The following is a 25,125-nucleotide window of genomic DNA, read 5'->3' as shown; positions in this document are numbered from 1 at the left end:
CGGGATGAGCGGCCGGGTGCGTGAACACAAGTGGTTCACGCCCTGGTTGCTCGTCGCGCCCGCGACCCTGTGGCTGTGCGTGTTCAACCTCTATCCGGCGTTGAACACGGTCTACATGGCCTTCACGAACAAGAAGCCGCTCGGCGGAGGAGACTTCGTCGGGCTCGCCAACTTCGAGCGGATGCTCGATGACGACCAGCTCGTCTACGCCCTGACCAACTCGGTCCTCTACATGCTGGTCTGCGTACCTCTGCTCACCCTGCTGCCGCTGCTGCTGGCGGTGCTGGTGGAGAAGAAGCTGCCCGGCCTGACCTTCTTCCGGGTGGCGTTCTACACCCCGGTGGTCGCCTCGGCGGTGGTCGTCGCGCTGATCTGGAACTGGATGCTGGACGACCGCGGCGCCATCAACGCGATCCTGCAGGCGCTCAAGGTGGTCCAGGAGCCGCTGCCGTTCCTCACCGACCGCTGGCTGCTGCTGTTCAGCGCGATCAGCCTGACGGTCTGGAAGGGCCTGGGCTACTACATGATCATCTACCTCTCCGCGCTCGGGAACGTCGGCAAGGAGCTGCACGAGGCCGCCGCCGTCGACGGTGCCGGCCCGGTGCGCCGGTTCTGGAGCATCACGGTCCCCGGCGTACGCGGCACGATGCTGCTGATCACCATCTTGATCACGGTCTCCTCGCTGCGGGTCTTCTCCGAGCTCTACGTGATGACCGGCGGCACCGGCGGACCGGGAGGCCGGGTCAGCTCGGTGGTGATGCTGATCCAGATGTACTCCACCGGCTTCACGGGCCACCTCGGCTACGCCTCCGCGCTGAGCCTGCTGCTCTTCGTCCTCACCCTGGTGCCGATGGTGCTGCTGGTCCGTCTCAACCGGAAGGACGGCTGATGGCCAGGAAAGAGAAGCAGAAGGCGTACGCCTTCCACCGGATGTCCGCGGGCGAGGTCGTGCTGCGCTACGTGCTGCTGGCGGTGGTGCTCGTCATCACGGTCCTGCCGTTCCTCTGGCAGCTGTCGACGTCGCTGAAGGGGATCGACGAGAACATCTACACCTCGACCCCGCGGTTCATCCCGGAGGACCCGACGTTCGCCAACTACACCAAGGTCGCCGAGGTCGTCCCGGTCGTCGACTACGCGATGAACTCGCTCATCGTCGCGATCCTGGTCGTGGGCGGCAACGTCATCGGCGCCACCATGGCGGGCTACGCGCTGGCCAAGCTGCGCTTCCGCGGGAGCCGGCTCGTGCTCGGTGCGCTGCTGGCCACTCTGATCCTGCCGGGCGAGGCGACGATCATCGCCCAGTACGTCACCGTCCGCTCGCTCGGGCTCACCGACACTCTGCTCGGCGTCGCGCTGCCGGGCATGATCGGGATGATCAACGTCCTGCTGATGCGGGCGGCGTTCACCGCGATCCCCGACGAGCTCGAGATGGCCGCCAAGGTGGACGGCGCCAACGCCTGGCAGCGGCTGATCCACGTCAACCTCCCCGGCGTACGCGGCATGCTCAGCGTCATCTCGATCTTCGCGTTCATCGGGGCCTGGGACGACTTCCTGTGGCCGCTGATCGTGCTGACCGACCCGGAGAACCTCACGCTGACCGTCGGCCTGCAGTATCTGTCGGGCACATTCACCAACAACCCCCGCCTGATCGCGGCAGGCACGATGATCTCGTTCGTCCCGATCGTGATCGTCTTCGCGGTGCTGCAGCGCTACTTCTTCCGCGGGGTCGAGGAAGGGGCCATCAAGGGATGACCGACCTGCAACTGACCACCGCCGAGATCGCCCGCTTCGAGGAGGAGGCTTCGCGCCTGCTGTCATTCGCCCGGGCCTCCCGTCATGACGGCGGCGGCTTCGGGTGGCTCGACGAACACGGCCGGCTCTCTCCCGAGCGGCCCGTCGAGACCTGGATCACCTGCCGGATGACGCACGTCTTCGGGCTCGCGCGGCTGCGCGGTGACGCCTCGGCCGCTGCGTACGTCGACCACGGGATCGCCGCGCTGACCGGGCTGCTCCACGACGGCGACAACGGCGGCTGGCACTCCGTGGTCTCGCCGGAGACCGGCGAGGTGATGAGCACCGTGAAGGAGGGTTACGCCCACGCCTTCGTCGTGCTCGCCGCCACCACCGCGTACGCCGCCGGCCACCCCGGCGCGGAGGCGCTGCTCGACGACGCGCTGAGCGTGATGGAGGAGCGGTTCTGGCGCGAGGACGACGGCATGATCCTCGACGTCTGGAGCGCCGACTGGGCCACCTTGGACGGCTACCGCGGCGTGAACGCCAACATGCACGCCGTCGAGGCGTTCCTCGCGGTCGCCGAGGTCACCGGGCGCCGGGTCTGGCTCGATCGCGCGCTGCGGATCCTGGAGCGGGTAGTGCACGGCTTCGCCCGCGAGCACGACTGGCGGCTGCCGGAGCACTTCGACTCGGCCTGGGCGGTGCGGCTGGACTACAACGTCGACGAGCCGGGGCACCCGTTCCGGCCGTACGGCGTCACCATCGGGCACCTCCTCGAGTGGGCGCGGCTGGCGCTGCACGCGCGCACCCTGCTCGGGGCGGAGGCTCCTTCATGGCTGCTCGAGGACGCGCAGTCGCTCCTCGCCGCGGCGACCTCGCGCGGGTGGTCGGTCGACGGAGCTCCTGGTTTCGTCTACACGACCGACTTCGCCGACAAGCCCGTCGTGCGCGAGCGGATGCACTGGGTCGCCGCAGAGGCGGTCGCCGCGGCCTGGACCCTCTTCCGCGACACCGGCTCCGCCGATGCGCTCGCGAACGTACGCCGCTGGTGGGCCTACTGCGAGGAGCATCTGGTCGACCGCGAGGGTGGTTCATGGCACCACGAGCTCGACGCCCACAACCAGCCCTCGGCCACCGTCTGGCCGGGCAAGCCGGACGTCTATCACGCCTATCAGACGGTGATCCTGCCCCTGCTCCCCACGGGCGCGAGCTTCGCCGGGGCGGCCCTTGCGACCAGCGGTGGGGGAGTGGCGTGAAGGGTCCTCGGGATCCCGTTGCCGCCCGAGCCGGGGTGGGCTACTCGTCGGAGGACGCCTGGGTTCTCGAGGTGGCGCCCGGGGACAGCGATGTCGAGGCTGAGTTTCCGCTGGCGGCACCGATCGAGGTGGCCGACGGGGACGAGCTGCGCTTCGTGGTCTTCCCGGAGTCGGCATCGACCGATGAGCGGCGGTGGGATTCGACGTGCGTCTGTGTGGACGGGGTGCTCGACGACGGGCGGCGGCTCAGCGAGGTCGGGCTGGTCGACCAGTACGGGCAGGCGCTGACCCCGGCCGCACAGGGGGAGGGGCGGCGGGCTTGGGTGGACCAGTGGAACCTGCGCCGGGTGGCGCTGACCGGGCTGGCCGGGCGCCGGATCGAGCGGCTCCGGATCGTTGCCCGTGCCGCTGAGGTGCCGCTGCGGGTGTGGGTCGACGACGTCGGCGTACGCCCCGTCCGCCCGCTCCCGGCGGAGCCGCTCGATCAGGTCGACATCCGCCGGGGAACGCACTCCAGCGACCGGTTCTCGCGCGGGAACAACGCGCCACTGGTCGGGCTGCCGCACGGCGGCGTCTTCGGGCTGCCGATGACGAACGCTGCCGCGGGCAACTGGCCCTACGCCTGGCACGCGCACAACCGCGAGACGGCGGGTGGGCCGAACCGGCCCGCGATCGAGGCGTTCGCGACCTCGCACCTCCCGAGCCCGTGGATGGGTGACCACGGGGTCTTTGGGGTGATGCCGAGCCCGCTCGTCGATCCCGACGACGACCGGCGCGCGCGAGCGCTGGGGTTCGACCATGCCGACGAGGAGGCTGGGCCGCACCGCTACGAGGTCGCGCTCGACGGTGGCGTCACCGCCGAGCTCGTCCCCGGCGACTTCGCGCTCGGGATGCGGTTCACGGGGGCCCGCTCGCTGGTGCTCGACCACCATGGCGAGATCCGCTCGCTGACCTGCGAGAACGGCAGGGAGGGCCTGAGCGTCCGCGCCCTCCTCGACGGCCGCGAGGGCAAGCCCGCCCAGCACATCCACCTCCGCGTCGAGGGCACCTCCCAGCTGCGCCTGGGCGGGGGCCGGCTCCGCGGCCACATCGCGCTGAACGGGGCGGGGACCGTCGACGTACGTCTCGGGATCTCGACCGTCAGCGACGAGCAGGCGGCGGCCAACCTGGACGCCGCCGGGAGCTTCGACGAGATGGCTGCGACTGCCCGTGCCGCGTGGGAGCAGGCGCTGGCGACCGTCGAGGTCGAGGGGGCGAGCGAGGACCAGCTGGTCTCGATCCGCTCCGGCCTCTACCGGCTCTTCCTCTACCCGAACCGCTACGGCGAGGGGCCTGGTCACGCGCACACCTCGCCCTACGACCTGACCACGGTCAGGCACGCGCCGATGACGGTCACCCACGGCTTCTGGGACACCTATCGCACCGCCTGGCCGCTGCTCGCGCTGCTCGACCCGGCCGGCGCCGGCGAGCTGGCGGAGGGCTTCGTGGAGCACTTCCGCGACCGCGGCTGGACGCCGCGCTGGAGCGCTCCGGCCGCCGAGGACTGCATGACCGGCACCACCTTCGACACGGTCCTCGCCGACCTGGCGCTGCGGGGCGTGCCCGGGATCGACCTGGAGGCCGCCTACGCCTCGGCGCTGAAGAACGCGACCGTGCCGGCCGACGACGTACGGGTCGGGCGCAAAGGGCTGCGGCGCGCGATCTTCTGCGGATACGTGGACACCGAGACCCACGAGGGCATGTCCTGGACGCTCGACAACGCGATCAACGACTGGGGCATCTCCCGCCTGGCCCGTGTCCTGAACGAGGACCGGGCCGATGAGGACCTGGCCGCCGAGGAGATCTACTTCGCGCGCCGGGCGCTGGGCTACCGCAACGTCTTCGACACCTCTCGCGGGTTCTTCGTCGGGCGTACGCCCTCCGGAGGCTGGCGGGACCACTTCGACCCCGACGAGTGGGGTCACGACTACACCGAGACCAACGCCTGGGGGACCGCGTTCACCGCACCCCACGACGGCGCCGGGCTGGCCGCACTCCACGGCGGCGAGGACGCGCTCGGCGCGAAGCTGGACGACTTCTTCGCGCGTCCCGAGACCGGCGCCGCATCGCTGTCGGGCCACTACGGGTTCGCGATCCACGAGATGACCGAGGCCCGGGACGTACGCATGGGGATGCTCGGCCTCTCCAACCAGCCGGCCCACCACATCCCGTTCATGTACATGTTCGCCGGGCGCCACGACGACGCCCACCGGATCGTCCGCGAGTGCCTCGGCCGCCTCTTCGTCGGCTCCGACCTCGGCCAGGGCTATCCCGGTGACGAGGACAACGGCGAGATGTCGGCCTGGTACGTCTTCGCCACCATCGGCCTCTATCCGCTGGTGCCAGGCTCGGGCTCCTACGTGATCGTGCCGCCGTCGGTGCGGCGGACGGTGCTGCGACCCGCCGCAGGCAAGAAGATCGTGATCGAGGCGGTCGGGAGTGGTGGTCACATCCGCTCGGTGACGCTCGACGGCGAGCCCTGGGACGAGATCTCGATCCCGCACGCCCGCCTGGTCGGCGGTGCACACCTGGTCATCGAGCTCTCCGAGGTGCCGTGCGGCTGGGCCCAGGACTCCCGGCCGCCGTCGGCCTCGCGGATCGCGCCCGGACTGCCGGTGACCGACGCGACCGTCGTGGTTCCGGCCTCGCTGACCGACGACACCGGCGAGACCACGATCGCGCTGAGGGCGGGGGAGCAGGTGGAGGTCCCGCTCGTCGGCGAGCGGCGGCTCTCCCTCTACACCGTGACCTCCGCCGAGCCGGGCGACCTGGCCTGGACGCTGGACTACCTCGACGCTGGCGGCGCCACTGCGGCCCGCGAGGAGCGGGTTTCTGAGACGTACGTCTGGGCTGGTCAGACCCGAGTTTTCCGGGTCCGGCGCGGCGACCCGGTCGTGGCGGGCGCCGTACGGTTCACCGCGTTGTCCGACTGCGTGCTCACGCAGCTGGAGCTCATCGAAGACGACCTCGAGAACAGACAGGACGAGCACTGATGCACGACGACGTACACCTCACCGAAGGCCGGGTGAGCCGGGTTCTCAAGGAGCGCCTGTGGCCGGCGGTCCACACCACTGCGGCGCCCGTGAGCGTCGAGTGGCACGAGCTGCCGGGGGAGCCGATCGCTCCAGCGGAAGGGCTGGCCCTGGCGTACGAGACGGTGGAGGTCGGCACCGACTGGGGTCCCGCGTGGGGGACGACCTGGTTCCGGATCACCGGGACCGTGCCCGCGGAGTGGGCCGGCAGGCGGGTGGAACTGGTCTGCGACCTCGGCTTCGACGTCAACATGCCCGGCTTCCAGTGCGAGGGGCTGGTCTACACACCCGCCGGCGAGCCGGTCAAGAGCCTCAACCCGCGCAACCAGTGGGTGCTGGTGGCCGAGGAGGCGACCGGCGGCGAGGAGATCGAGCTCTTCCTGGAGGCCGCGGCCAACCCGGTGCTGCTCGACTACCACCCCTTCCTGCCCACCCAGGAAGGCGACATCCAGACCTCCTCGCCCAAGAGGCTCTACACGACGCGACGGATCGAGCTGGCCGTCTTCGAGAAGGACGTCTTCGAGCTCTGCCTCGACCTGGAGACGCTCCACGAGCTGCAGGTCGAGCTGCCCGAGGGGCCGCGCAAGTTCCGCATCCTGCAGGCCATCGACCACGCCCTCGACCGGGTCGACCTGCAGCGCATCGCGGAGACGGCGGCAACGGCCCGCTCGGCTCTCACTGGGGTCCTCGAGGCGACCTCGCACGACTCGGCCCATCAGATCGCCGCGATCGGCCACGCCCACATCGACTCGGCCTGGCTGTGGCCGGTGCGCGAGACGATCCGCAAGGTCGCCCGCACCACCTCCTCGATGACCGAGCTGCTCGGCGAGGACCCCGACTTCCGCTACGGGATGTCGAGCGCCCAGCAGTACGCCTGGCTCAAGGAGCACCGCCCCGAGGTCTACGCCAAGGTCAAGGCCGCGGTCGCCGAGGGGCGGTTCATCCCGCTCGGCGGCATGTGGGTCGAGTCCGACACCACGATGCCGTCGGGGGAGTCGCTGGTGCGGCAGTTCCTCTACGGCCAGCGCTTCTTCGAGTCCGAGTTCGGGATCCGCTGCCGTGGCGTCTGGCTGCCGGACTCCTTCGGCTACTCGCCGGCCCTGCCGCAGCTGATGAAGCGGGCCGGCTTCGAGTGGTTCTTCACCCAGAAGATCTCCTGGAACCAGGTCAACAAGTTCCCCCACCACACCTTCGAGTGGGAGGGCATCGACGGATCCCGCATCCTGAGCCACTTCCCGCCGATGGACACCTACAACTCCCGGCTCTCCGGCGAGGAGGTCGCCAAGGCCTCGCGCCAGTTCCGCGAGAACCGGCTCGCCACCGGGTCGATCGCCCCGGTCGGCTGGGGCGACGGTGGTGGCGGAACCACCCGCGAGATGGCCGGCAAGGCCCGCCGGCTCCGTGATCTGGAGGGGTCTGCCCAGGTGTCGTGGCGTCACCCCGACGACTTCTTCGCCGAGGCTCGTGAGGAGCTCGCCGAGCCGCCGGTGTGGGTCGGCGAGCTCTACCTCGAGCTCCACCGCGCCACCCTCACCTCCCAGCACCTCACCAAGCAGGGCAATCGGCGCTGCGAGCACCTGCTGGTCGAGGCCGAGCTGTGGTCGGCCACCGCCGCTGTACGCGGTCTCGCGGACTACCCCTACGACGAGCTGGACGCGCTGTGGCAGCAGATCCTGCTGCAACAGTTCCACGACATCCTGCCCGGCACCTCGATCGCCTGGGTCCACCGCGAGGCTGCTGCCCAATATGCCCGGGTCGCCGAGGCCGCCACGGCCCTGGTCGATCGTGCCCTCACCGCGCTCGCCGGCGAGGGCACGGTCGCCCTGCGTGCCGATGGGCGCTCGGGTGCGGTCACGGCGGCCGACCCCGTGGCGGCAGTCTCCGTGGTCGAGCAGGACGGGACGTACGTCTTGGACAACGGCATCGTCCAGGTCACCGTCTCCGCCGAGGGGCTGATCACCTCGGCGCTCGATCTGGCGACCGGGCGCGAGGCGATCCCGGCCGGGGCCGAGGCCAACCTGCTCCAGCTCCACCAGGACTTCCCGAACATGTGGGACGCCTGGGACGTGGACCGGTTCTACCGCAACCGGGTCACCGACCTGCGCGAGGTCACCTCGATCTCGGTGACGGCCGATGGGCTGGTCATCGAGCGGCCCATCTCTGCCGACTCCTCGACCACGCAGGTGCTCTCGCTCGCTCCCGGCTCGCGTGTGCTCGACATCTCGCAGAGCACCGAGTGGCACGAGACCGAGAAGTTCCTCAAGGTCGCCTTCCCGCTCGACGTCAAGGCAGAGCAGACGCTCGCCGAGACCCAGTTCGGCTACCACCGCCGCCCGACGCACACCAACACCTCCTGGGAGGCGGCGAAGTTCGAGACCTCGATGCACCGCTGGGTGCTGGCCGAGGAGCCCGGCTTCGGGGTCGCGCTGGTCAACGACTCGACGTACGGCTTCGACGTCACGCGTCCTTCGGCGATGACCACGGAGGTGCGGCTCTCGCTGCTGCGGGCGCCACGCTTCCCCGACCCGGAGACCGACCAGGGCGTGCAGACCCACCGCTACGGCCTGGTCATCGGTGCCGACGTGGTGTCCGCGACCGAGGCGGGCGCCGCGCTCAACACGCCCGCGCGCCACGTCAGCGGAGCACGGGCGGTCGAGCCGCTGGTGACCGTCTCCGGCGAGGGTCTGGTGGTCTCGAGCGTGAAGCTCGCCGCCGACCGCTCCGGCGACCTGGTCGTGCGTGTCTATGAGTCCACCGGCGCGCGTACGCAGGGGGAGCTGCGCGTCGGAGAGAGGTTCGGGCGGGTCGAAGAGATCTCGCTCGTGGAGGACCCGATCGCGGAGGTGAGCGCTGACGGCGGTGTCGTCGCGCTCAGTCTCGGTGCCTTCGAGGTCCGCACCCTGAGGTTCCACCGCAACTAAAGGAGAGATCGACCATGTCAGTTCCCCACATCTCACGCAGACGCATGCTCCTGGGTGCCGGAGCGGCCGGCCTCGCTGCCACCGGCCTCGGCGTGGCTTCGTCGGCCGGCGCGGCACGGCCGCTCGCGTCGCCGACCCTGATGACCGGTTATGTCGAGGTCAACAACTACAGCATCGGCAACGTCGCCAAGTACGAGCTCGCCGGAGGCGGCAACGTCTTCGACATCGGCCTGATCTTCGCCGCCAACATCAACTACGACGGCCAGCGGGCCTACCTCTACAACAACCCGCAGGTGCAGGCGCAGCTCGACGCCGCCGACGTGCACATCCGCCCGGCCCAGGCCAAGGGCATCAAGATCCTGCTCTCGGTGCTCGGCAACCACCAGGGCGCCGGGTTCGCCAACTTCCCCGACCGCGCCGCCGCCGAGGCGTTCGCCGACCAGCTCGCCGACGTGGTCAACCGCTACGGGCTCGACGGGATCGACTTCGACGACGAGTGGTCCAACTACGGCGCCAACGGTACCGGCCAGCCCAACGACTTCTCCTTCGTCTACCTCCTCGAGGCACTGCGCTCGCGGATTCCCGACAAGCTGATCACGCTCTACTTCATCGGCCCCACCGCCGAGCGGCTCTCCTACGGCGGGGTCAACGCCGGTGACCTGCTCGACTACGCCTGGAACCCCTACTACGGCACCTGGGGCGTCCCCGACGTCCCCGGCCTCGGCAAGCCTTCGCTGGCGCCCGCGGCCATCAACATCCAGGGCACCTCCTCCTCGACCGCCGCCAGCCTCGCCTCCCGCACCGTCTCCCAGGGCTACGGCGTCTTCAACACCTACAACCTGGGCTCTGCCGACGCGAGTGCCTACCTCTCGACCGTCACCCGCAACCTGTACGGCAAGGCGACCGTCTATACCGGCTGAGTTCCTGCAGGGGTTGGCGTGTCTTCGCTGCCGCATTCTTGGCCGCCGACCCTTTCGGGAGGGTCGAAAAGATGGCTGACTATCGGGTCGGCGGCAGGCCCTGTCGGGCGTGGGTCTGGGTTGGGTGCCGGCGTTCGTCGGCTTGGGCCGGACCTCTTCGTGTCGGCTGGCGTATCCGCGCCAATCCAGAGTCTGAATGTGGCGTCAATATGCCATCTGACCTGCGGAAATATGGTTCTCAGGGGTGCTGCGTTCTGGTAAAATCTGGGTCATGGAAGCACTCCTCGACCCGGGCGACACGGCCAGCAGTCTGCTGGATGCAGTGCGTACGTCTCGTGCGGTCGCGGAGCAGGCTGATCGGAATGTGTTGATCGCTGCCGCCAGGTTCGCGGCGCTGCATTCCGTCGACTCTGTGGAGGAGTCTGCGCGGCTGGATGGCGACACGTTCGGGGACCGGATGCTGCCCCTGGCCGGCCCCGGGGCGCCGCTGGTGTCAGAGGCTGCGGCGGTGGAGCTCGCGGCTGCGTTGGGTCGGTCGAGCCAAGCGGGCAAGAGGTTCCTCGGGGACGCGGTCGAGCTGCGCTACCGGCTCAAGCATGTCTGGGCGCGGATCCTGGACGGTTCGCTGTTGGCGTGGCGCGCCCGACGGATCGCGGACCTGACCCGGAACCTCGATGCCGAGGTCGCAGCTTGGGTGGACAAGCAGGTCGGTCCTCATGCCCACAAGATGGGCCCGGTCCAGCTGGAGCGTGCGGTCACTCAGGCGGCCGCGCTGTTCGAACCCGACCTCGCCGCTGCGATCGCCGAAGCCGACGCGGTTGAACATCGCTCGGTCACCATCACCATCAACGAGACCGTCCCGTTCGTCGGCACAGGTGCCGAACAAGGGCAAGCGGTCCTGGCGCTGGGTTATGTCGATGGGGTCCTCGACGCTGCGGACGCGCTGGATCTGGAGCAGGCCATTGCCGCGATCGCGCACGGTCTCCTCGGCCAGGACGGCTACGCCGATGCAAGCCTGGACGTACGGCGGGCCGCGGCGCTCGGGGTGTTGGGGCGGACCTACAACTCAGGTTCCCTCGACGGCGTCCCCGGAGCTGCTCGGGTCGTCGAGCTGGTCATCCACACCGACACGCGGGAACTCGCCGGGACCGGCCTGGTGAGCCTCGGAAACACGCGTGGCCTGGTCAGCATCGAACGCCTCGAGCAGTGGGCCACGACCCCCGGCACGGTCGTCAGGCCGATCATCGTGGTCGACCTGGCCGAAGACATCGAGGCAGCCGGCTATGTCCCGACCGTCCGGCAGCGGCGTCAGGCCGCGCTGATCCACCAGAAGTGCTCCTTCCCCTTCTGCCAAGCCCGCGCCGAGCGCTGCGACCTCGACCATCGCGCCGCGTACGCCGACGGCGGTCCGACCAGCAGCCACAACCTCACCCCGCTGTGCCGACAACACCATCGGATGAAGACCCACCACGGCTGGCGCTACCACCGGATCCGACAAGGCACCTACCGATGGCGCAGCCCCACGGTTACGAGTACGTCGTCAGCCCAACCGGCACCATCGACGTCAGCAGCGACATCGACCCACCACTCACGCTCGCCGCCTGATCTGGTCGAGCGCACGGATCGCGGGATACGTGTTGATGTGGGGGAAGTCGGCCCGGTAATACTCCGACCAGTAGCTCGTCGCGCGCGCTCGTGTGAGCGCCATGAAAGCCGGGTTGGACTCAGCGAAGTGCTGGAGCCCGCGAGCCACGTTCGGATAGGTCATCGCGCCGTCAGTCAAAAACTCCTCGACGTCGATGCAGATCTCGACGACGTACTCGCCGAGCAGTTGCACGACGAAGGGCGCGCACCAGTCCATATCCGCGCTCAATGCGAGGCCGAGCGCGCGCTGTCGAGTTCGTCCGTCGTGGTGCCGGGTGTAGATGCAGCCCGCAGCCGCTCGACTCGGCGGTGTGAGGCGCTCGAGAGTGCCTGCAGGAAAGGCGTTGTAGATCCGGTTCGGAATCTCGAGATGCTCGCCGTGAAACGTGACCTCAGGCCACTCGGCGTTGTTGGTCTCTTGGATCAGGCCAGGGGACGAGAACTCGGCTGGTGGAACCAGGTCGACGGCGTGATGAGCGGCCAAAGGCGCAACCGAAGGAAAGGCACGGAGCATCTGGGATCGCAGCTGTTCCACTCGATCTAGTTCCGCCCGGTCGATCACGCGGCCATTCTCTACCCGGTCGGGACCGCGGAGACCTGGCGCCTGGGAGTATCGTTCGCCCACGAACCGCGGCGGCCGGTCGTGAGGGAGAAGAGGCGGCTTAGATGGGTGTCACGAGCGAGAGCGGGCGGATTGTCGCGGGCGGCCGGAAGGGCAACTACGTACGTCTGGCCGAAGGACCGCAGGAGCGCCACATCTCGCGCACCGATCTGGCGCGGAGGCCCGAGGATCTGGGTGACCCGGTGCTGACGGTCGCGCACCTGTCCGACATGCACATCTGCGACCACCAGTCGCCGGCTCGGGTCGAGGTCCTGGACCGGCTCATGGACCCCGACACCGCGACCCGTGAGCTGATCGACGAGATCGGGACGTACCGGGCCCAGGAGCTGCTGACCGCCCAGGTCGGCGCGGCGATGGTCGAGGCGGTCAACGAGATCACCGAGGGTCCCATCGGCGGTGGCCCGCTCGACCTGGCGATCGCGACCGGCGACAACACCGACAACGGGCAGTACAACGAGCTCGACTGGTATCTGACCCTGCTCGACGGCGGCCGGCTGACCCCCGACTCCGGCGACATGCTGCACTACGAAGGCGTCGCCACTCTGCCGGACAAGCGCTTCTGGCACCCCCAGGGCGAGACGTACGACATGCGCCGGGGCGACCACGGCTTCCCGCTCGTCCCCGGATTGCTGAAGGCTGTGCGCCGCGCAATCGACTCACCCGGGCTGGAGGTGCCCTGGCTGGCCGTCAACGGCAACCACGACGGGCTGCTGCAGGGCACCGTGCCTGACAGCTCCGCCATCGGCGAGATCGCGGTCGGCGACCTGAAGGCGATCGCCATGCCCGAGCACTGGACCGATGAGGCCAAGGCGAAGCTCATCGCCGGGCTGATCTCCGGTGACCCGGTGGCGCTCGGGATGCTGGCCGAGCTCGAGCCGTACGAGGTGACCCCCGACCGGCGTCGCCGGCAGACGACGCTGCAGGAGTTCGTCGACTCCCACGTGCACGACGAGGCGAAGCCCCCGGGCCACGGCTTCAAGGCAGGCGGCAAGCCCTACTACCGCTACGACGTCAACGACGAGGTCACCTTCGTCGTCCTCGACACGGTCAACCCGGCCGGCGGCTTCCAGGGATCGATCGACGCCGAGCAGCTGGAGTGGCTCGACGCCGTGCTCGCCTCCACGGATTACGACGAGCGGCTCGCGGTGATCGCCAGCCACCACGACGTGGCCTCGCTGGTCAACGACATGAGCGGCGCCGGCGGCAACCGCCGGGTGCTCAGCGACGAGATCGAGCAGACCGTCTCACGCCATGAGAGCGCTGTGCTCTGGCTCAACGGGCACACGCATCGTACGTCGGTGAGGCCTCGCGGCTCGTGGTGGGAGGTCACCGCTCCGTCCCTGATCGACTGGCCGCAGCAGGGCCGGATCGTCGAGCTCATCTCCGACGGGGACGTGCTCACGATCGCGACCACGATGCTCGACCACGCCGGTCCCGCCCGCTGGAGCGGCTCGATCGAGGAGGTCGGCCACCTCGCCTCACTGTCTCGTGAGCTGTCCGCCAACGACTGGCAGGGACCGAAGGTGCGCCTCGCCGAGCACCCGTCGGCAGGGACGGCGCAGGATCGCAACGTACTGCTCCATCTGCTCGATCCGAGGGCCTGAAAGGCCTCCGACACGCCGTTATCTAGCGAATGACAGGCGGGTGGGGTTGCGTGGACCAGCGTTCTCCGCTGGACTACCACCAACCAAGTTCATGCAAGCGGCGTGGACATCAAGCCTTTGGAGGAAAGACACGTGAGCTCGACCGCAGCCACAGGGCCTGCGGACCGGCTGGGCCTCAAGTCCGGCATGGTCATCCAGGAACTGGGCTGGGACAACGATACTGATGACGAGCTGCGGGTCGCCATCGAAGATTCCGTCGACGCGGACCTGGTCGACAGCGACTACGGCAACGTGGTGGACGCCGTGCTGCTGTGGTGGCGAGATGACGACGGTGACCTCGTCGACGGTCTCGTCGATGCGCTGACCGACCTCGTCGGGGGTGGGGTCATCTGGTTGCTGACGCCGAAGGTTGGTCGCCCTGGTGCGGTCGACCCGGCCGACATCGCCGAGGCCGCGCCGATCGCCGGACTGTCCCAGACCACCACCGCATCTGTGAGCAAGGACTGGGCCGCGACGCGTCTGCTGGCGCCGAAGACTCCTGTCTGATGGCCGCGACTCTCGGGATCGCTGGACACCCGCAGGAGACCTAGCGTGGGCGTGGCTAGACTCCCAACGGTGTTCTCGACTACGGCTGCCAAGGCACGCACCGCCGGATCCGCGGCGAAGATCCTGGCCGGCTCCGGCATCGTCCGGCCGGTCAACCCTCTCGGGCTCGCGCGGACCGGTCTGGCGCTGGCGCGCTGGGGCACCGGGCCGGCCGGAGGTTTCATCGGCCTCGCCCACCGCTACCCGCGGCGCACCGCGCTCATCGACGAGCTGGGGTCGCTGACGTACGCCGACCTCGACCGCCGCTCCAACGCGATCGCCCGGGCCCTGGCGGCCCGGGGGGTCGGTGAGGGCGACGGGGTCGCGATCATGTGCCGCAACCACCGCGGGTTCGTCGACGCCACCTTGGCGGTCGCGAAGCTGGGCGCCGACGCGCTCTACCTCAACACCGCCTTCGCCGGTCCGCAGCTGGTCGGGGTGCTGGAGCGGGACAAGCCCGCCCTGATCATCCACGACGAGGAGTTCACCGGGCTGCTGTCCTCGACGACCTCGGCCGCGAGGCTGGTCGCGTGGGTCGACTCCTCGGATCCTGGCGAGACGCTCGAGTCGTTGGTCTCCGGAGACGCCCGGCCGGTGCAGCCGCCGAAGCGGCACGGGCGGATCGTGATCCTCACCTCCGGCACGACGGGAGCGCCCAAGTCGGCGCCGCGTCAGGAGGCCGGGGTCGACGCGGCGATCGCGCTGATGTCGCGGATGCCGATGAAGGACGGCTGGCGCTGCTTCATCGCCGCGCCGCTCTTCCACACCTGGGGGATCGCCCACCTGCTCTTCGCCGAGCTGCTCGGCACCACGATGATCCTGCGCCGCCGGTTCGACCCGGAGGATGCGCTGGCGACCCTCGCGGAGACCCGAGCCGACTCGTTCGTGGTCATCCCGGTCATGATGCAGCGGATCCTGTCGCTGCCGGAGGAGACGCTGGCTGCGTACGACCTGGAGGGGATCGCCTCCCGGCTGAAGGCCGTCGCGTCCTCCGGCTCGGCGCTGCCCGGCGATCTCGCGCTGGAGTGGATGGACCGGTTCGGCGACAGCCTCTACAACATCTACGGCTCGACCGAGGTCTCCTACGCCTCGATCGCCGACCCCGTCGACCTGCGGGAGGCGCCGACGTCGGCCGGCAAGATTCCATGGGGCACACAGATGAAGATCCTCGATGGCGACGGCGTCCCGGTGCCCGATGGTGAGGCCGGCCGGATCTTCGTCGGCAACGGGCTCCTCTTCGAGGGCTACACCAGCGGCGGCGGCAAGGAGGTCGTCGACGGCCTGATGGCGACCGGCGACGTCGGGCGGTTCGGGCCCGACGGCCGGCTCTACGTCGAGGGCCGCGACGACGACATGATCGTCTCCGGCGGCGAGAACGTCTTCCCGCAGGAGGTCGAGGACTGCCTCATCCGCCACCCGCTCGTCGCCGACGCTGCCTGTGTCGGGGTCGACGACGCCGACTTCGGCAAGCGGCTGCGCGGGTTCGTGGTCCTGGCTCCTGGCGCCGAGGGCGACGTCGATGCGGCGTTGAAGGACTGGGTCAAGGAGAATCTGGCTCGCTTCAAGGTGCCGCGCGAGATCGTCGTGACCGACGCTCTGCCGCGCAACGCGACCGGCAAGGTGCTTCGGCGCGAGCTGGCCAACTGGGACATCGAGGCGGCGGGATCGAACGGCGAGAGGGCGGCAGGGCAGTGAGTGGACTTGAGATCGGTGGTCCGGCTCCGGACTTCACGTTGCGCGACCAGTTCGGTGCCGACGTCACCCTCTCGGACTTCCACGGCAAGAAGGCGGTGGCGATCTTCTTCTTCCCTTTCGCCTTCTCCGGCGTGTGCACAGGTGAGATGAGCGGCCTGCGTGACCGGCTCGACGAATTCGTCACCTTCGACACCGAGGTCCTGGCGATCTCGTGCGACCCGGTCTACGCGATTCGGCAGTTCGCCGACACCGACCGGCTCAACTTCCCGGTGCTCTCCGACTTCTGGCCCCACGGCGAGGTCACCAAGGCCTACGACGTCTTCAACGAGCGCACCGGCGCCCCGCTCCGCTCCTCCTACATCATCGACAAGTCGGGCATGGTGCGGTGGGCCGTGCACAACGACAACGCCGACGGCCGCGACCTCGACAAGCACCTCCGGCAGCTCCACGCGGCGGTGTGACGAAGTAGTTTACGGGTCATCAAAGGTCCGTTAACAGGCTGGTTACATCGCTTTTCCTATGCCCTGGGTGGGATCTAACCTTGAGTTGTTGAGCCGCTGATGACCCGAGACGTCAGCGGCTCAACTTCCATTTACGGCCCGGTTCGTCGGGCCCGCCCCTGATCGCGTACTCTTGGGGCGCTTCGGACGCATAGCTCAGTTGGTAGAGCGCCTCCCTTACAAGGAGGATGTCGGGGGTTCGAGTCCCTCTGCGTCCACCACCTTGTTTCGCCAGGTCAGGACCCTGTTTCGTCATCGCCCTGATCCTCTCCGGTCTCCTCATCGGGCTCAGATGCCCCAGGATGCCCCCGAGTCGCTTGGCCGAGTCCCAGAGGTTGTAGGACACGGTTGGCGACCTCCCGGCTGTGTGCGGTCCGTGCAACCATGCCTGCTGTGCCTCGACCTCTTGCCGCTCGCGAGCGTGCCATCCTGGATCTGCTTTTGTCCGTCGACTTCCCTGGTGTTGACGTGCTGAGGAAGCAGGCGCTGTCTGCGAGCGCTGAGGGCGAGCACACGGTCGTCGGTTTGGTCATCGACGAAAGCCTGCCTAGAGCTCAGGTGGTCGGCCGGACGCCAGTGCAGGCGGTGGTCGACGGTGATGGATACGACGGTGGTGTCCTCCTGTTCGTGGACGACGGCCGGCTGTCAGTGCTGGAGTACTGGTGGGTGACAGAAGAAGCGCCAGACGTCTTCCCGCCGATCTCGGCTGTAGGGCGACCCGTCGTCGCCTCCGTATGAGTCGAGAGCCCATCCGTTGGAGCGCGAGACTGCGGCGTCGTGAGAGCGCAGTCGTCCGCATCTGTGCTGTCGTCTGACCCGTCAGGTGATGACCCGACAGATCTCCGACACGTGATCCGCGACAGGTAGCCACGCACTCCACGTGGTTTGAGTGGATACCGCCTGGAGTCCGCGGACGCCGCCAAATCCGATGGCGTGGGCGCGGTGAATCAGCCAGTCTGGACGCGTGGCCACCAATCCAGAGGACGTCCCATCGCCAGCGCTGGTCGGTGCTTGGGAAGCCCTCGGGACGCTACGGACAGAGCTCGTTCCGATGTGGGCGGCGTACTGGCTGGCGCAAGGCCAGGACGGAGAAGGGATCGTCGCGCTCGCTTCTCTGGACTCCAGTGACATTCGAGAGGTGCATGACCTCCTCCTGGACGCCCTGGCTGATGCGGGCGTCGAACCCATCAGCAAGGCCGGCGCGGCGGCGCGCCTTGCGTTCGACCACATTGCACGCCTGCACCTCGACGGCAAGGCAGGCTGGCGATGGGTTCTTACAGCAGTTACCGGTGTGTTCGAGCAGAACGACTACGGGCGCGAGTTCCGTAACGAACCGCTCGGTGCGCTCTACGGCCTCGAGGACGAGGTGGCGGGTGGGTGGGGTCGGCGCCTGGCGGAGATCGAGGTTGAAGTTCATGACGCGTGCGAGCGTCAGGTCCAGCTCATAAAGTGACTTCACCGACCTCTGGACAACTGATCTGCGACGCCCCTAACCACTCCGCGAGGAACCACCCTGCGGATCGTTCCTCCGTGCCAAACTGTGCATATGGGCTGGTGGCGCGTCGTGAGGACCGAAAACGGTCGCAGGGTCGCACCACGATGGGTGACTCGTAGTCACCTCCCCGACTTTCTGCCGGTCTTGCTTTGGCGGCGAGGCCTGGTTCTGTTGGGCGGCCGACTCCACTTCTGCGTGGGCAATCTCGAGTCCGCGCACCGCACCATCGAATGGAAGTCCACCGATTGGCTCGTCGGCTACCGCACGTACGTGGGACCGCACCGTGAGCGGGAGACGAACCAATTCGACGATCCAGACTCGTGCGTCGACGAGTAGTCGAGCAGGACGCGCCCGCAAATGCCGCGCAGAGAGCGGTCCAAGGGCGGCAGATCAGGTGACGGAGGCCTGTCGCGCCATCGCCAGACGGATCCCAGACTCATCCGACCGGTTTCGTGAGAACTTTCTCTGCTGACTCAAGGCGGCCTCCGGCCGCGAGCGCGGCCTCCGGGGGCGTGCGGCCTGGCGGCCGGTCCCCCTACGTGCCGCGCAAATGAAGAAGAGCGCCCAGTCCGTAGACCAAGCGCTCACTCTCCAGCCGGACCAGCTGCCCGACACGATCATCCGTTACCGCAACCTCGACCTCACCGAGCCGCTACCGTTCCGCCCATGAACGAGACATCGCCATTGTTGCCACCCGTGGCCGAATGGCTGCTCGGCCTCGTCGTCGCAGCCACCCTCCTTGCTGGCCTGGCGGTCGCACTCGTCCTGATCCTGGTTCTCATCCGCCACCAGCTCCGACGAGTCAAGTAGGCGAGCGCACCTCCATCCCAGGCCAGTTCTTCGGCTGATGACGAGGGCGGGGGCAGCCGTAGCGGCGTACGCTCTCCAGCCCTCGACGAGTCGAACCGGGGTAGCGTCTTGTACGTCAGGGGCAAGCCCCCGAACCCCCGCCGAGGGGGCCAGGTGCCGGAATGGGTGACGCTCCGCCCCCGCGATACGGACTCCAGCGATGCCCCCGTGGTGTCCCCAGAGCACTCGAAACGGCCCCGATAGGCCATGAACATCCATGACGAAAAGTCAGTGGGTGTAAGGGTGGGGGAGAAGGGCACCGCTTCCGGCATCTGACTTACAAGGAGGATGTCGGGGGTTCGAGTCCCTCTGCGTCCACCACGGCTCTTTCTGAATCTGGACCCTGCCTCTGGGGCAGGAGCGTGCGGGCGGCGGCGAACGCGATGAGGGTGATCGCGATGACCATGCTCGCGGTGCCGGTCCAGCCGGCCGCGAAGGCGAGGCCGCCGAGCCAACCGAAGAGGCTGGAGCCCGCGACCCGCACGGTGCCGCGGGCTGCGTCGAGGTGCCGTTGACGAACCCCGAGGCGGTGCGGCACATCGGTGCCTGCTGGCTCGACCGCCGTCCGTCGACCCTCGCCGCCGCCTTCCAGGATCTGCTGCGCCGCCGGGGTCGGCGACTGACCGAGATCGGTCTGCGGCCCCTGGGTGGCTGATCAGGAGTAGGTCGACGAGGTCTCCACGAGCACGTCGTGCAGGGCGAGCTCGGCCGCGCTCCGGACTCGGCCTGTCCGGTGTGCGACGAGCACGCGGCGAGGCGGTGCGGAGTCGCCCAGGGAGATGACCCGTACGTCGGGATGCTGGTTGACGGTTGCCGTTCTGGGGGCGAGCGCGATGCCCAGTCCGACGCTGACCATGGCCTGGGCCTCCTGGTAGTCGTTGGCCTGGAAGGCGATGGCCGGCGTGAACCCGGCTGCGACGGCGCTCCGCTGCAGCACCTCGACCACCGGGTGTCCACCCGCGCGGATGATCCAGGGCTCGTCGGCGAGCTCGGCCATCCGGACCGTACGCCGCCGGGCGAGGCGGTGGGTGGCGCCGACGAGGAGCACGGTGGGGTCGGTGAAGAGCTCGGTCAGCACCAGCTCGTCGTTGTCGACCCGCTCCCATGCGTAGTCCCACAGCAGCGACATGGCGACCTTGCCCTCCTCGAGCATCCGCACGAGATCGTCCTCGCGGCCGCTGTGGATGGTCAGCGCGATGTTGGGGTAGAGCTCGCGGTATCGGCGGACGGCCAGGGGCAGGAACGAGCTGCCGATGGTGGGGAAGGTTCCCAGGGTGACGCTGCCGCGGCGTACGCCGGCGATGTCGGCGAGGTCCGACTCGGCGGCAGCCAGCTGGCGCAGGACCTTGCGTGCATGTGTGGCGAGCACGAGGCCGGCGTCCGTCGGCGTCATGCCCCGGGCATGGCGGTCGAGGAGCGGCTGCCCGGCCTCGCGCTCGAGCCTCAGCAGCTGCTGCGAGATCGCCGACGGTGTGTAGCCCAGCGCGGCGGCCGCGCTGGTCACTGACCCTTCCTCCACGATCGCCAACAGGATCTGGAGCCGTTTGATGTCGAGCACGGCCCCAGTCTGCATGAAGTCGTGCTACATGGCCATGAAGGGGCGTGCAGCAGTGCTTCAGGAGCCCGTCATCCGGAGATCGAAGCGGACGCGTCCATTGAGCGTGCAGTTCTGCTTCATGGTCGTGTTCAGATTCGTGATTGTGCTACACGTCACCCGGCTCCAGTCTGAGTGCGTCCGGAACGCCCGGACGACTCGGCCCAGGAGGCAATATGCGCGAGATCGCCGCGACTTGGATGCGGGGTGGCACCAGCAAGTGCTGGGTCTTCCGTCGCGACGACCTGCAGGTCCCGGACTTGTCCGTCGACGAGGTGCTGCTGCGGATCTACGGCAGCCCTGACCATCGCCAGGTCGATGGCGTCGGTGGCGGTACGTCCACCACGAGCAAGGCGGTCATCCTCGCGCCCTCGGCGACGTCCGGGGTGGATGTGGAGTACACGTTCGCCCAGGTCGGCATCGAGGAGGCCAAGGTCGACTGGGGGAGCAACTGTGGCAACTGCTCGGCGGTGGTCGCGTCGTTCGCGATTCGCGAAGGATGGGTGCGGACCGAGGCGCCGGAGACGGCTGTCCGGGTCCTCAACACCAACACCGACCAGCTCATCGTTCAGCGCGTGCCCACTCCTGGGGGCGTGCTCGACGAGGCTGCGTCCGAGTCCATCCCGGGCGTTCCCTTCCTGGGTGCGCCGGTGCGGATGGGTTTCGTCGACCCGGCGGGCCGGAGCACCGGACGCCTCTTTCCGACCGGCCGCCAGCGCGACGTCCTGTCGGACGCCGTGGGTGGCGTGACGGTCACGCTCGTCGACGCGGGTGCTCCGGTCGTCGCGGCCCGCGCCGCGGACTTCGGGGTGCGGGGCAACGAGGACATCGCTGACCTCGACCGCGTCCCCGGTCTGCTCGACCGCCTCGACGCGGTCCGTCGTGAGGCCGGCGTCCTGATGGGGCTCGCGGAGAGCCCGGAGGCTGTTGCTCGGGCCGTACCGAAGCTCGCGCTCGTCTCCGCTCCCGATCCGGCGAGCGAGGAGGGCACCGCCCTGACCGTGCGCATGCTGTCGATGGGGCGCTTCCATCCGGCAGTGCCGGTGACCGGATCGGTCGCGCTGACCCTGGCCGCCGATGCCCCGGGGACGATCGTCAACGACCTCGTCGTCTCGGACCGGCCCGCCACGGGTCTGCGGCTCGGCACCCCGGCGGGACCGGTCAGCACTTTCGTGGAGCAGCACGACGGGGTCCCTGTCGTCGGTGTCGTACGCACCTACCGCCGTCTCGCCCAAGGGTCCGTGGTGTTGCCGGAGCCTCCGCTCCTGCCCTCGGTCTCGGCTTAACCGTTCGCCCCCTTGACACGGGACATCCGTGTGGGGCTCGCTTCATTTGGAGGAACTCATGACCCAGCACCTCGACGAAGAGGACCTGACGACGAAAGCGAAAGAGGACGTCGGTCCTTCCCAGGATCCGCCGGAACGGCCCGCGCCGTCCCCGCGGCTCGCCGGCGCTGTCCTCGCCGGCTTCACCGCGTTGGCGGTGGGCGTCTCCGTCCTGGGTGGGGACTTCCTGAACCCGGCCGCCTCGACGGCCGACGGCGACTACTCGGGTGAGACCGTCGAGATGATGATCCCGCTGGCCGAGGGTGGTGGCACGGACACCTGGGCCCGGTTCGTCGGAGCCGAGCTGACCGAGGCGGTGCCCGGCTCCCCGGGCCTGGCTCCGGTCAACGACGACGGTGGCGAGGGAATCCTCGGCACCAACCACTTCATGACCTCGGCGAAGACCGACGGCACCGAGGTGCTGGTCAGCACCGCCTCGACAGTGGTGCCCTACCTCCTCGACATGCCGGCGGTGCGCTACGACTTCAACAAGCTGCGGCCGATCCTGGCCAACGGCACCGGCGCGGTGGTCTACGCCCGCACCGGAGCCGGGGTGGACGGCATCGAGGACCTGGTCGACCGGGACAAGCCGCTCATCTTCGGTGGCATCGCGGCCACCAGCCTCGACCTCACCACCATGCTGGCCTTCGACCTGCTCTCCGCCGACATCGACTCGACCTTCGGCTTCGAGGGTCGCGGGCCGGTCAACCTCGCGCTCCAGCGCGGAGAGGTCGACATCGACTACCAGACGACCTCGTCGTACGAGCCCGCGGTCGAGCCGCTGGTCGAGGACGGCACCGCGGTGCCGCTCTTCTCGCTCGGGCAGGTCGACGAGGACGGCGAGATCGTGCGCGATCCCAACTTCCCGGATCTGCCGACCGTCGTCGAGGCGTACGAGGAGCTCCATGGCAAGCAGCCGGATCCCGAGGCGCTGGAGACCTACCGCGCCATCCTGGCGCTGACCTACACCTACCAGAAGGCGCTCTGGGTGCCCGAGGACACACCGGACGAGGCGGTCGAGCTGCTGCGCTCGACGGCCGACGACATGGGCGCCGATCCCGCGTTCCAGAAGTCCGCCGCCGAGGTGCTCGGTGGCTATCCGCTCGACGCCTCACCCGACCTCGCCGACCGGATCGGCGAGGCGTACCAGGTGGACGAGAGCGTCCGCCAGGACGTCCTCGAGCTGCTCGAGACCGACTACGACATCACGATCGACTGAGGGCAGACACATGACTGACGCAGCCTTCTCTGCCCTGGCCTCCCTGGCCGATCCCTCGCTCCTCATGATGCTCGCCGTCGGCGTGGTGGCCGGTCTGGTCATCGGCCTGATCCCGGGGCTCGGCGGCACCGGCGCGGTGGCGATCCTCCTCCCGGTCACGTTCGGCATGGAACCCGAACCCGCACTCGCGATGCTCATCGGAGCACTGGCGGTGGTGCACACCTCGGACACGGTCGCCGCGGTCCTGCTCGGCGCGCCCGGCTCCGCCTCGGCGAGCGTGACGATGCTCGACGGCTACTCGATGGCGCGACAAGGACAGGCCAAACGCGCCCTGTCGCTCGCCTTCCTCTCCTCGATGGCCGGCGGCCTGATCGGAGCGGTCGGGCTCACGCTCGCGATTCCGCTGGCCCGGCCCCTGGTGCTGTCCTTCGGCAGCCCGGAGCTCTTCATGCTGACCATCCTCGGGGTCTCGCTCGCCGCCGTGCTCTCGCGCGGCAACGTCGTCAAGGGCCTGACCGCCGGCCTGCTCGGACTCCTGCTCGGTCTCGTCGGCACCTCGCCCACGACCGCCGAGGAGCGGTTCTCCTTCGGGTCGCTGTTCCTCAGCGACGGCATCTCCCTGGTCGCGGTCGCGCTGGGTGTGTTCGGGCTCGCCGAGATCGCCAGCCGGGTGGGTCAGCGACGAGTCACCGAGAAGCCGGTGGAGCTCACCGGCGGCTGGGGATCCGGCATCCGCGAGTGGCTGACCCACTGGACCCATGTCATCCGAGGTGCGCTGATCGGCATCTGGGCCGGCGTGCTGCCCGGCGTCGGTGCCACCGCCGGCACCTGGCTCGCCTACGGACAGGCCGTCGCCACGGCCAAGGACAAGCGCAAGTTCGGCAAGGGCGACCCCCGCGGCATCGTCGGACCGGAGAGCGCCAACAACTCCGTCGAGGCCGGCGACCTGATCCCGACCTTCCTCTTCGGCATCCCCGGCGGCGTACCGTCGGCGATGCTGCTCGGGATGCTGCTGACGTACGGCATCCAGCCAGGGCCGGCGATCGTCACCGACCATCTCGACCTCATGTATCTGATCGTGTGGGCGTTCGCGATCGCCTCGGTCGCCGGAGCGTTCCTCTGCTTCCTGGCCACCGGCTCGCTCGCCAAGCTCACCAAGGTGCCTTTCGCGGTGCTCGGGCCCGGCCTTCTCGTGGTGATGCTCCTGGGTGCGTTCCAGGAGGGTGGCCAGATCGGCGACCTGTGGGTGATGGTCGCGCTCGGCGTGGTCGGCTTCTTCCTCAAAGCCACCGGGATGCCCCGGGCTCCGTTCCTGATCGGCTTCGTCCTGGCCATCCCGATGGAGCGCTACTACTACCTGACCGCCAGCCTGTACGACGGTGCCTCCTGGGTCGCGCGACCCGGCGTGCTCGTCTTCGCCGCGCTGCTGATCGTGCCGCTGGCGTGGTCCCTGATCAAGAGGGTTCGGCGAGCCTCGGGGGCTGCCGACGACGGCCACCGGGACGAGCACGAGAGCGATGACAAGGACGGCGACGAGCTCGAGGGCTCGCTGGCCCGTACGCCCTGGTCCCTCGCTGTCGCCATCGTCGCGGTGCTGGTCTTCGCCGGCGCGCTGTGGGTGAGTGGGTCGTTCTCCGCAGAGGCCGCGCTGATGCCGCGACTCGTAGCCATCGGCGGCCTGGTTGCGGCGCTCATCCTGACCTGGCAGGAGCTGCGCGCGAGGCGGCAGGTCGCTCGGCGCGACACGGTCGATGACAGCCTCGAGCCGACGGGTGGGTCTGGTGCCACGATGGTCGCCACCCGTGTGGACCACGCGGTCGACGCCCGGGCCCTGGCTCGGCGCCACGACCTGGTGATCGCCATGCGCACCTTTGTCGCGATGGCCGCGTTCCTGGTCCTCGTCATGCTCGGCGGCTACCTCGCGGCGACCCTGGTGTTCACCCCGGTGTTCCTGCTGTACGCAGCCCGCACCCGGCCACGTACGGCGATCATCTACACCCTCGTCCTGGGCGCCGTGCTGCTGGCCCTGCCGTCGCTGCTGCCGGTCGACCTGCCCATGGGCCTGCTGCAGTGACCCTGCCAGCCTCGCGC

The 25,125-nt window shown here is 68.9% G+C and carries 19 protein-coding genes and 1 tRNA gene; 19 read left to right on the top strand and 1 reads right to left on the bottom strand.

The window, feature by feature from the left end; genetic code table 11:
* The first annotated feature begins 4 nt into the window (after window positions 1-4).
* The 16 genes from ACFX43_RS16110 (at window position 5) to ACFX43_RS16035 (ending at window position 19,551) form a co-directional block, all read left to right on the top strand.
* Window positions 5-889 (top strand): carbohydrate ABC transporter permease, encoded by an 885-nt coding sequence (locus tag ACFX43_RS16110; protein ID WP_378840932.1) that lies wholly within the window; start codon window positions 5-7, stop codon window positions 887-889.
* A complete protein-coding gene (locus ACFX43_RS16105) occupies window positions 889-1,752 on the top strand; it encodes a carbohydrate ABC transporter permease (protein ID WP_378828971.1) in 864 nt (287 codons plus the stop codon). The genes ACFX43_RS16110 and ACFX43_RS16105 overlap by 1 nt, the downstream gene beginning before the upstream one ends.
* A complete protein-coding gene (locus ACFX43_RS16100; RefSeq protein WP_378828960.1) occupies window positions 1,749-2,990 on the top strand; it encodes an AGE family epimerase/isomerase in 1,242 nt (413 codons plus the stop codon). The genes ACFX43_RS16105 and ACFX43_RS16100 overlap by 4 nt, the downstream gene beginning before the upstream one ends.
* The gene (locus tag ACFX43_RS16095; protein WP_378828952.1) at window positions 2,987-6,022 is read left to right on the top strand and encodes a GH92 family glycosyl hydrolase; all 3,036 of its coding nucleotides are present in this window, start codon (window positions 2,987-2,989) and stop codon (window positions 6,020-6,022) included. Before ACFX43_RS16100 ends, ACFX43_RS16095 begins: the two co-directional genes overlap by 4 nt.
* Window positions 6,022-8,982, top strand: a complete 2,961-nt coding sequence (locus tag ACFX43_RS16090; protein ID WP_378828947.1) for an alpha-mannosidase — start codon at window positions 6,022-6,024, stop codon at window positions 8,980-8,982. Before ACFX43_RS16095 ends, ACFX43_RS16090 begins: the two co-directional genes overlap by 1 nt.
* Window positions 8,983-8,996: 14 nt before the next feature.
* Window positions 8,997-9,902, top strand: a complete 906-nt coding sequence (locus ACFX43_RS16085; protein ID WP_378828938.1) for an endo-beta-N-acetylglucosaminidase H — start codon at window positions 8,997-8,999, stop codon at window positions 9,900-9,902.
* Window positions 9,903-10,173: 271 nt separating this feature from the next.
* The gene (locus ACFX43_RS16080) at window positions 10,174-12,090 is read left to right on the top strand and encodes a hypothetical protein (protein ID WP_378828929.1); all 1,917 of its coding nucleotides are present in this window, start codon (window positions 10,174-10,176) and stop codon (window positions 12,088-12,090) included.
* A gap of 122 nt (window positions 12,091-12,212) precedes the next feature.
* The gene (locus ACFX43_RS16075) at window positions 12,213-13,772 is read left to right on the top strand and encodes a TIGR03767 family metallophosphoesterase (RefSeq protein WP_378828923.1); all 1,560 of its coding nucleotides are present in this window, start codon (window positions 12,213-12,215) and stop codon (window positions 13,770-13,772) included.
* Between the two features lie 132 nt (window positions 13,773-13,904).
* Complete coding sequence (locus tag ACFX43_RS16070) at window positions 13,905-14,318, top strand: DUF3052 domain-containing protein (RefSeq protein WP_355019161.1); 414 nt, start codon at window positions 13,905-13,907, stop codon at window positions 14,316-14,318.
* A gap of 69 nt (window positions 14,319-14,387) precedes the next feature.
* Complete coding sequence (locus ACFX43_RS16065; RefSeq protein ID WP_378828914.1) at window positions 14,388-16,052, top strand: AMP-binding protein; 1,665 nt, start codon at window positions 14,388-14,390, stop codon at window positions 16,050-16,052.
* Entirely contained in the window at window positions 16,049-16,513 is a 465-nt protein-coding gene (locus ACFX43_RS16060) for a peroxiredoxin (RefSeq protein WP_378828906.1), read from the top strand. The genes ACFX43_RS16065 and ACFX43_RS16060 overlap by 4 nt, the downstream gene beginning before the upstream one ends.
* Window positions 16,514-16,697: 184 nt before the next feature.
* Window positions 16,698-16,773: transfer RNA gene (locus ACFX43_RS16055), tRNA-Val, on the top strand.
* Window positions 16,774-16,993: 220 nt separating this feature from the next.
* On the top strand, window positions 16,994-17,290 hold the full coding sequence (locus ACFX43_RS16050; RefSeq protein ID WP_378828901.1) for a hypothetical protein: 297 nt from the start codon (window positions 16,994-16,996) through the stop codon (window positions 17,288-17,290).
* A gap of 226 nt (window positions 17,291-17,516) precedes the next feature.
* Window positions 17,517-18,005 (top strand): hypothetical protein, encoded by a 489-nt coding sequence (locus ACFX43_RS16045; RefSeq protein ID WP_378828897.1) that lies wholly within the window; start codon window positions 17,517-17,519, stop codon window positions 18,003-18,005.
* A gap of 708 nt (window positions 18,006-18,713) precedes the next feature.
* A complete protein-coding gene (locus ACFX43_RS16040) occupies window positions 18,714-18,857 on the top strand; it encodes a hypothetical protein (RefSeq protein WP_378828892.1) in 144 nt (47 codons plus the stop codon).
* Window positions 18,858-19,407: 550 nt separating this feature from the next.
* Window positions 19,408-19,551, top strand: a complete 144-nt coding sequence (locus tag ACFX43_RS16035; RefSeq protein WP_378828887.1) for a hypothetical protein — start codon at window positions 19,408-19,410, stop codon at window positions 19,549-19,551.
* Here the strand turns inward: ACFX43_RS16035 and ACFX43_RS16030 are convergent, their stop codons facing one another.
* Complete coding sequence (locus tag ACFX43_RS16030; RefSeq protein WP_378828882.1) at window positions 19,552-20,469, bottom strand: LysR family transcriptional regulator; 918 nt, start codon at window positions 20,467-20,469, stop codon at window positions 19,552-19,554.
* Window positions 20,470-20,666: 197 nt separating this feature from the next.
* Here ACFX43_RS16030 and ACFX43_RS16025 point away from each other — a divergent pair, with 197 nt between their 5' ends.
* The 3 genes from ACFX43_RS16025 to ACFX43_RS16015 are packed head-to-tail and all read left to right on the top strand — an operon-like array spanning window position 20,667 to window position 25,108.
* Entirely contained in the window at window positions 20,667-21,776 is a 1,110-nt protein-coding gene (locus ACFX43_RS16025) for a PrpF domain-containing protein (protein ID WP_378828869.1), read from the top strand.
* 58 nt (window positions 21,777-21,834) lie between these two features.
* Complete coding sequence (locus ACFX43_RS16020) at window positions 21,835-23,034, top strand: Bug family tripartite tricarboxylate transporter substrate binding protein (RefSeq protein WP_378828860.1); 1,200 nt, start codon at window positions 21,835-21,837, stop codon at window positions 23,032-23,034.
* Window positions 23,035-23,044: 10 nt separating this feature from the next.
* Window positions 23,045-25,108: a tripartite tricarboxylate transporter permease gene (locus ACFX43_RS16015; protein ID WP_378828855.1), complete on the top strand. Its 2,064-nt coding sequence runs from the start codon at window positions 23,045-23,047 to the stop codon at window positions 25,106-25,108.
* The last annotated feature ends 17 nt before the right edge of the window (window positions 25,109-25,125 follow it).

The sequence above is a fragment of the Nocardioides sp. YIM B13467 genome (assembly GCF_042788075.1).
Lineage (GTDB): Bacteria > Actinomycetota > Actinomycetes > Propionibacteriales > Nocardioidaceae > Nocardioides.
Note: the sequence above shows the minus strand (reverse complement) of the source record. Positions and strands in the feature narration are given on the sequence as shown.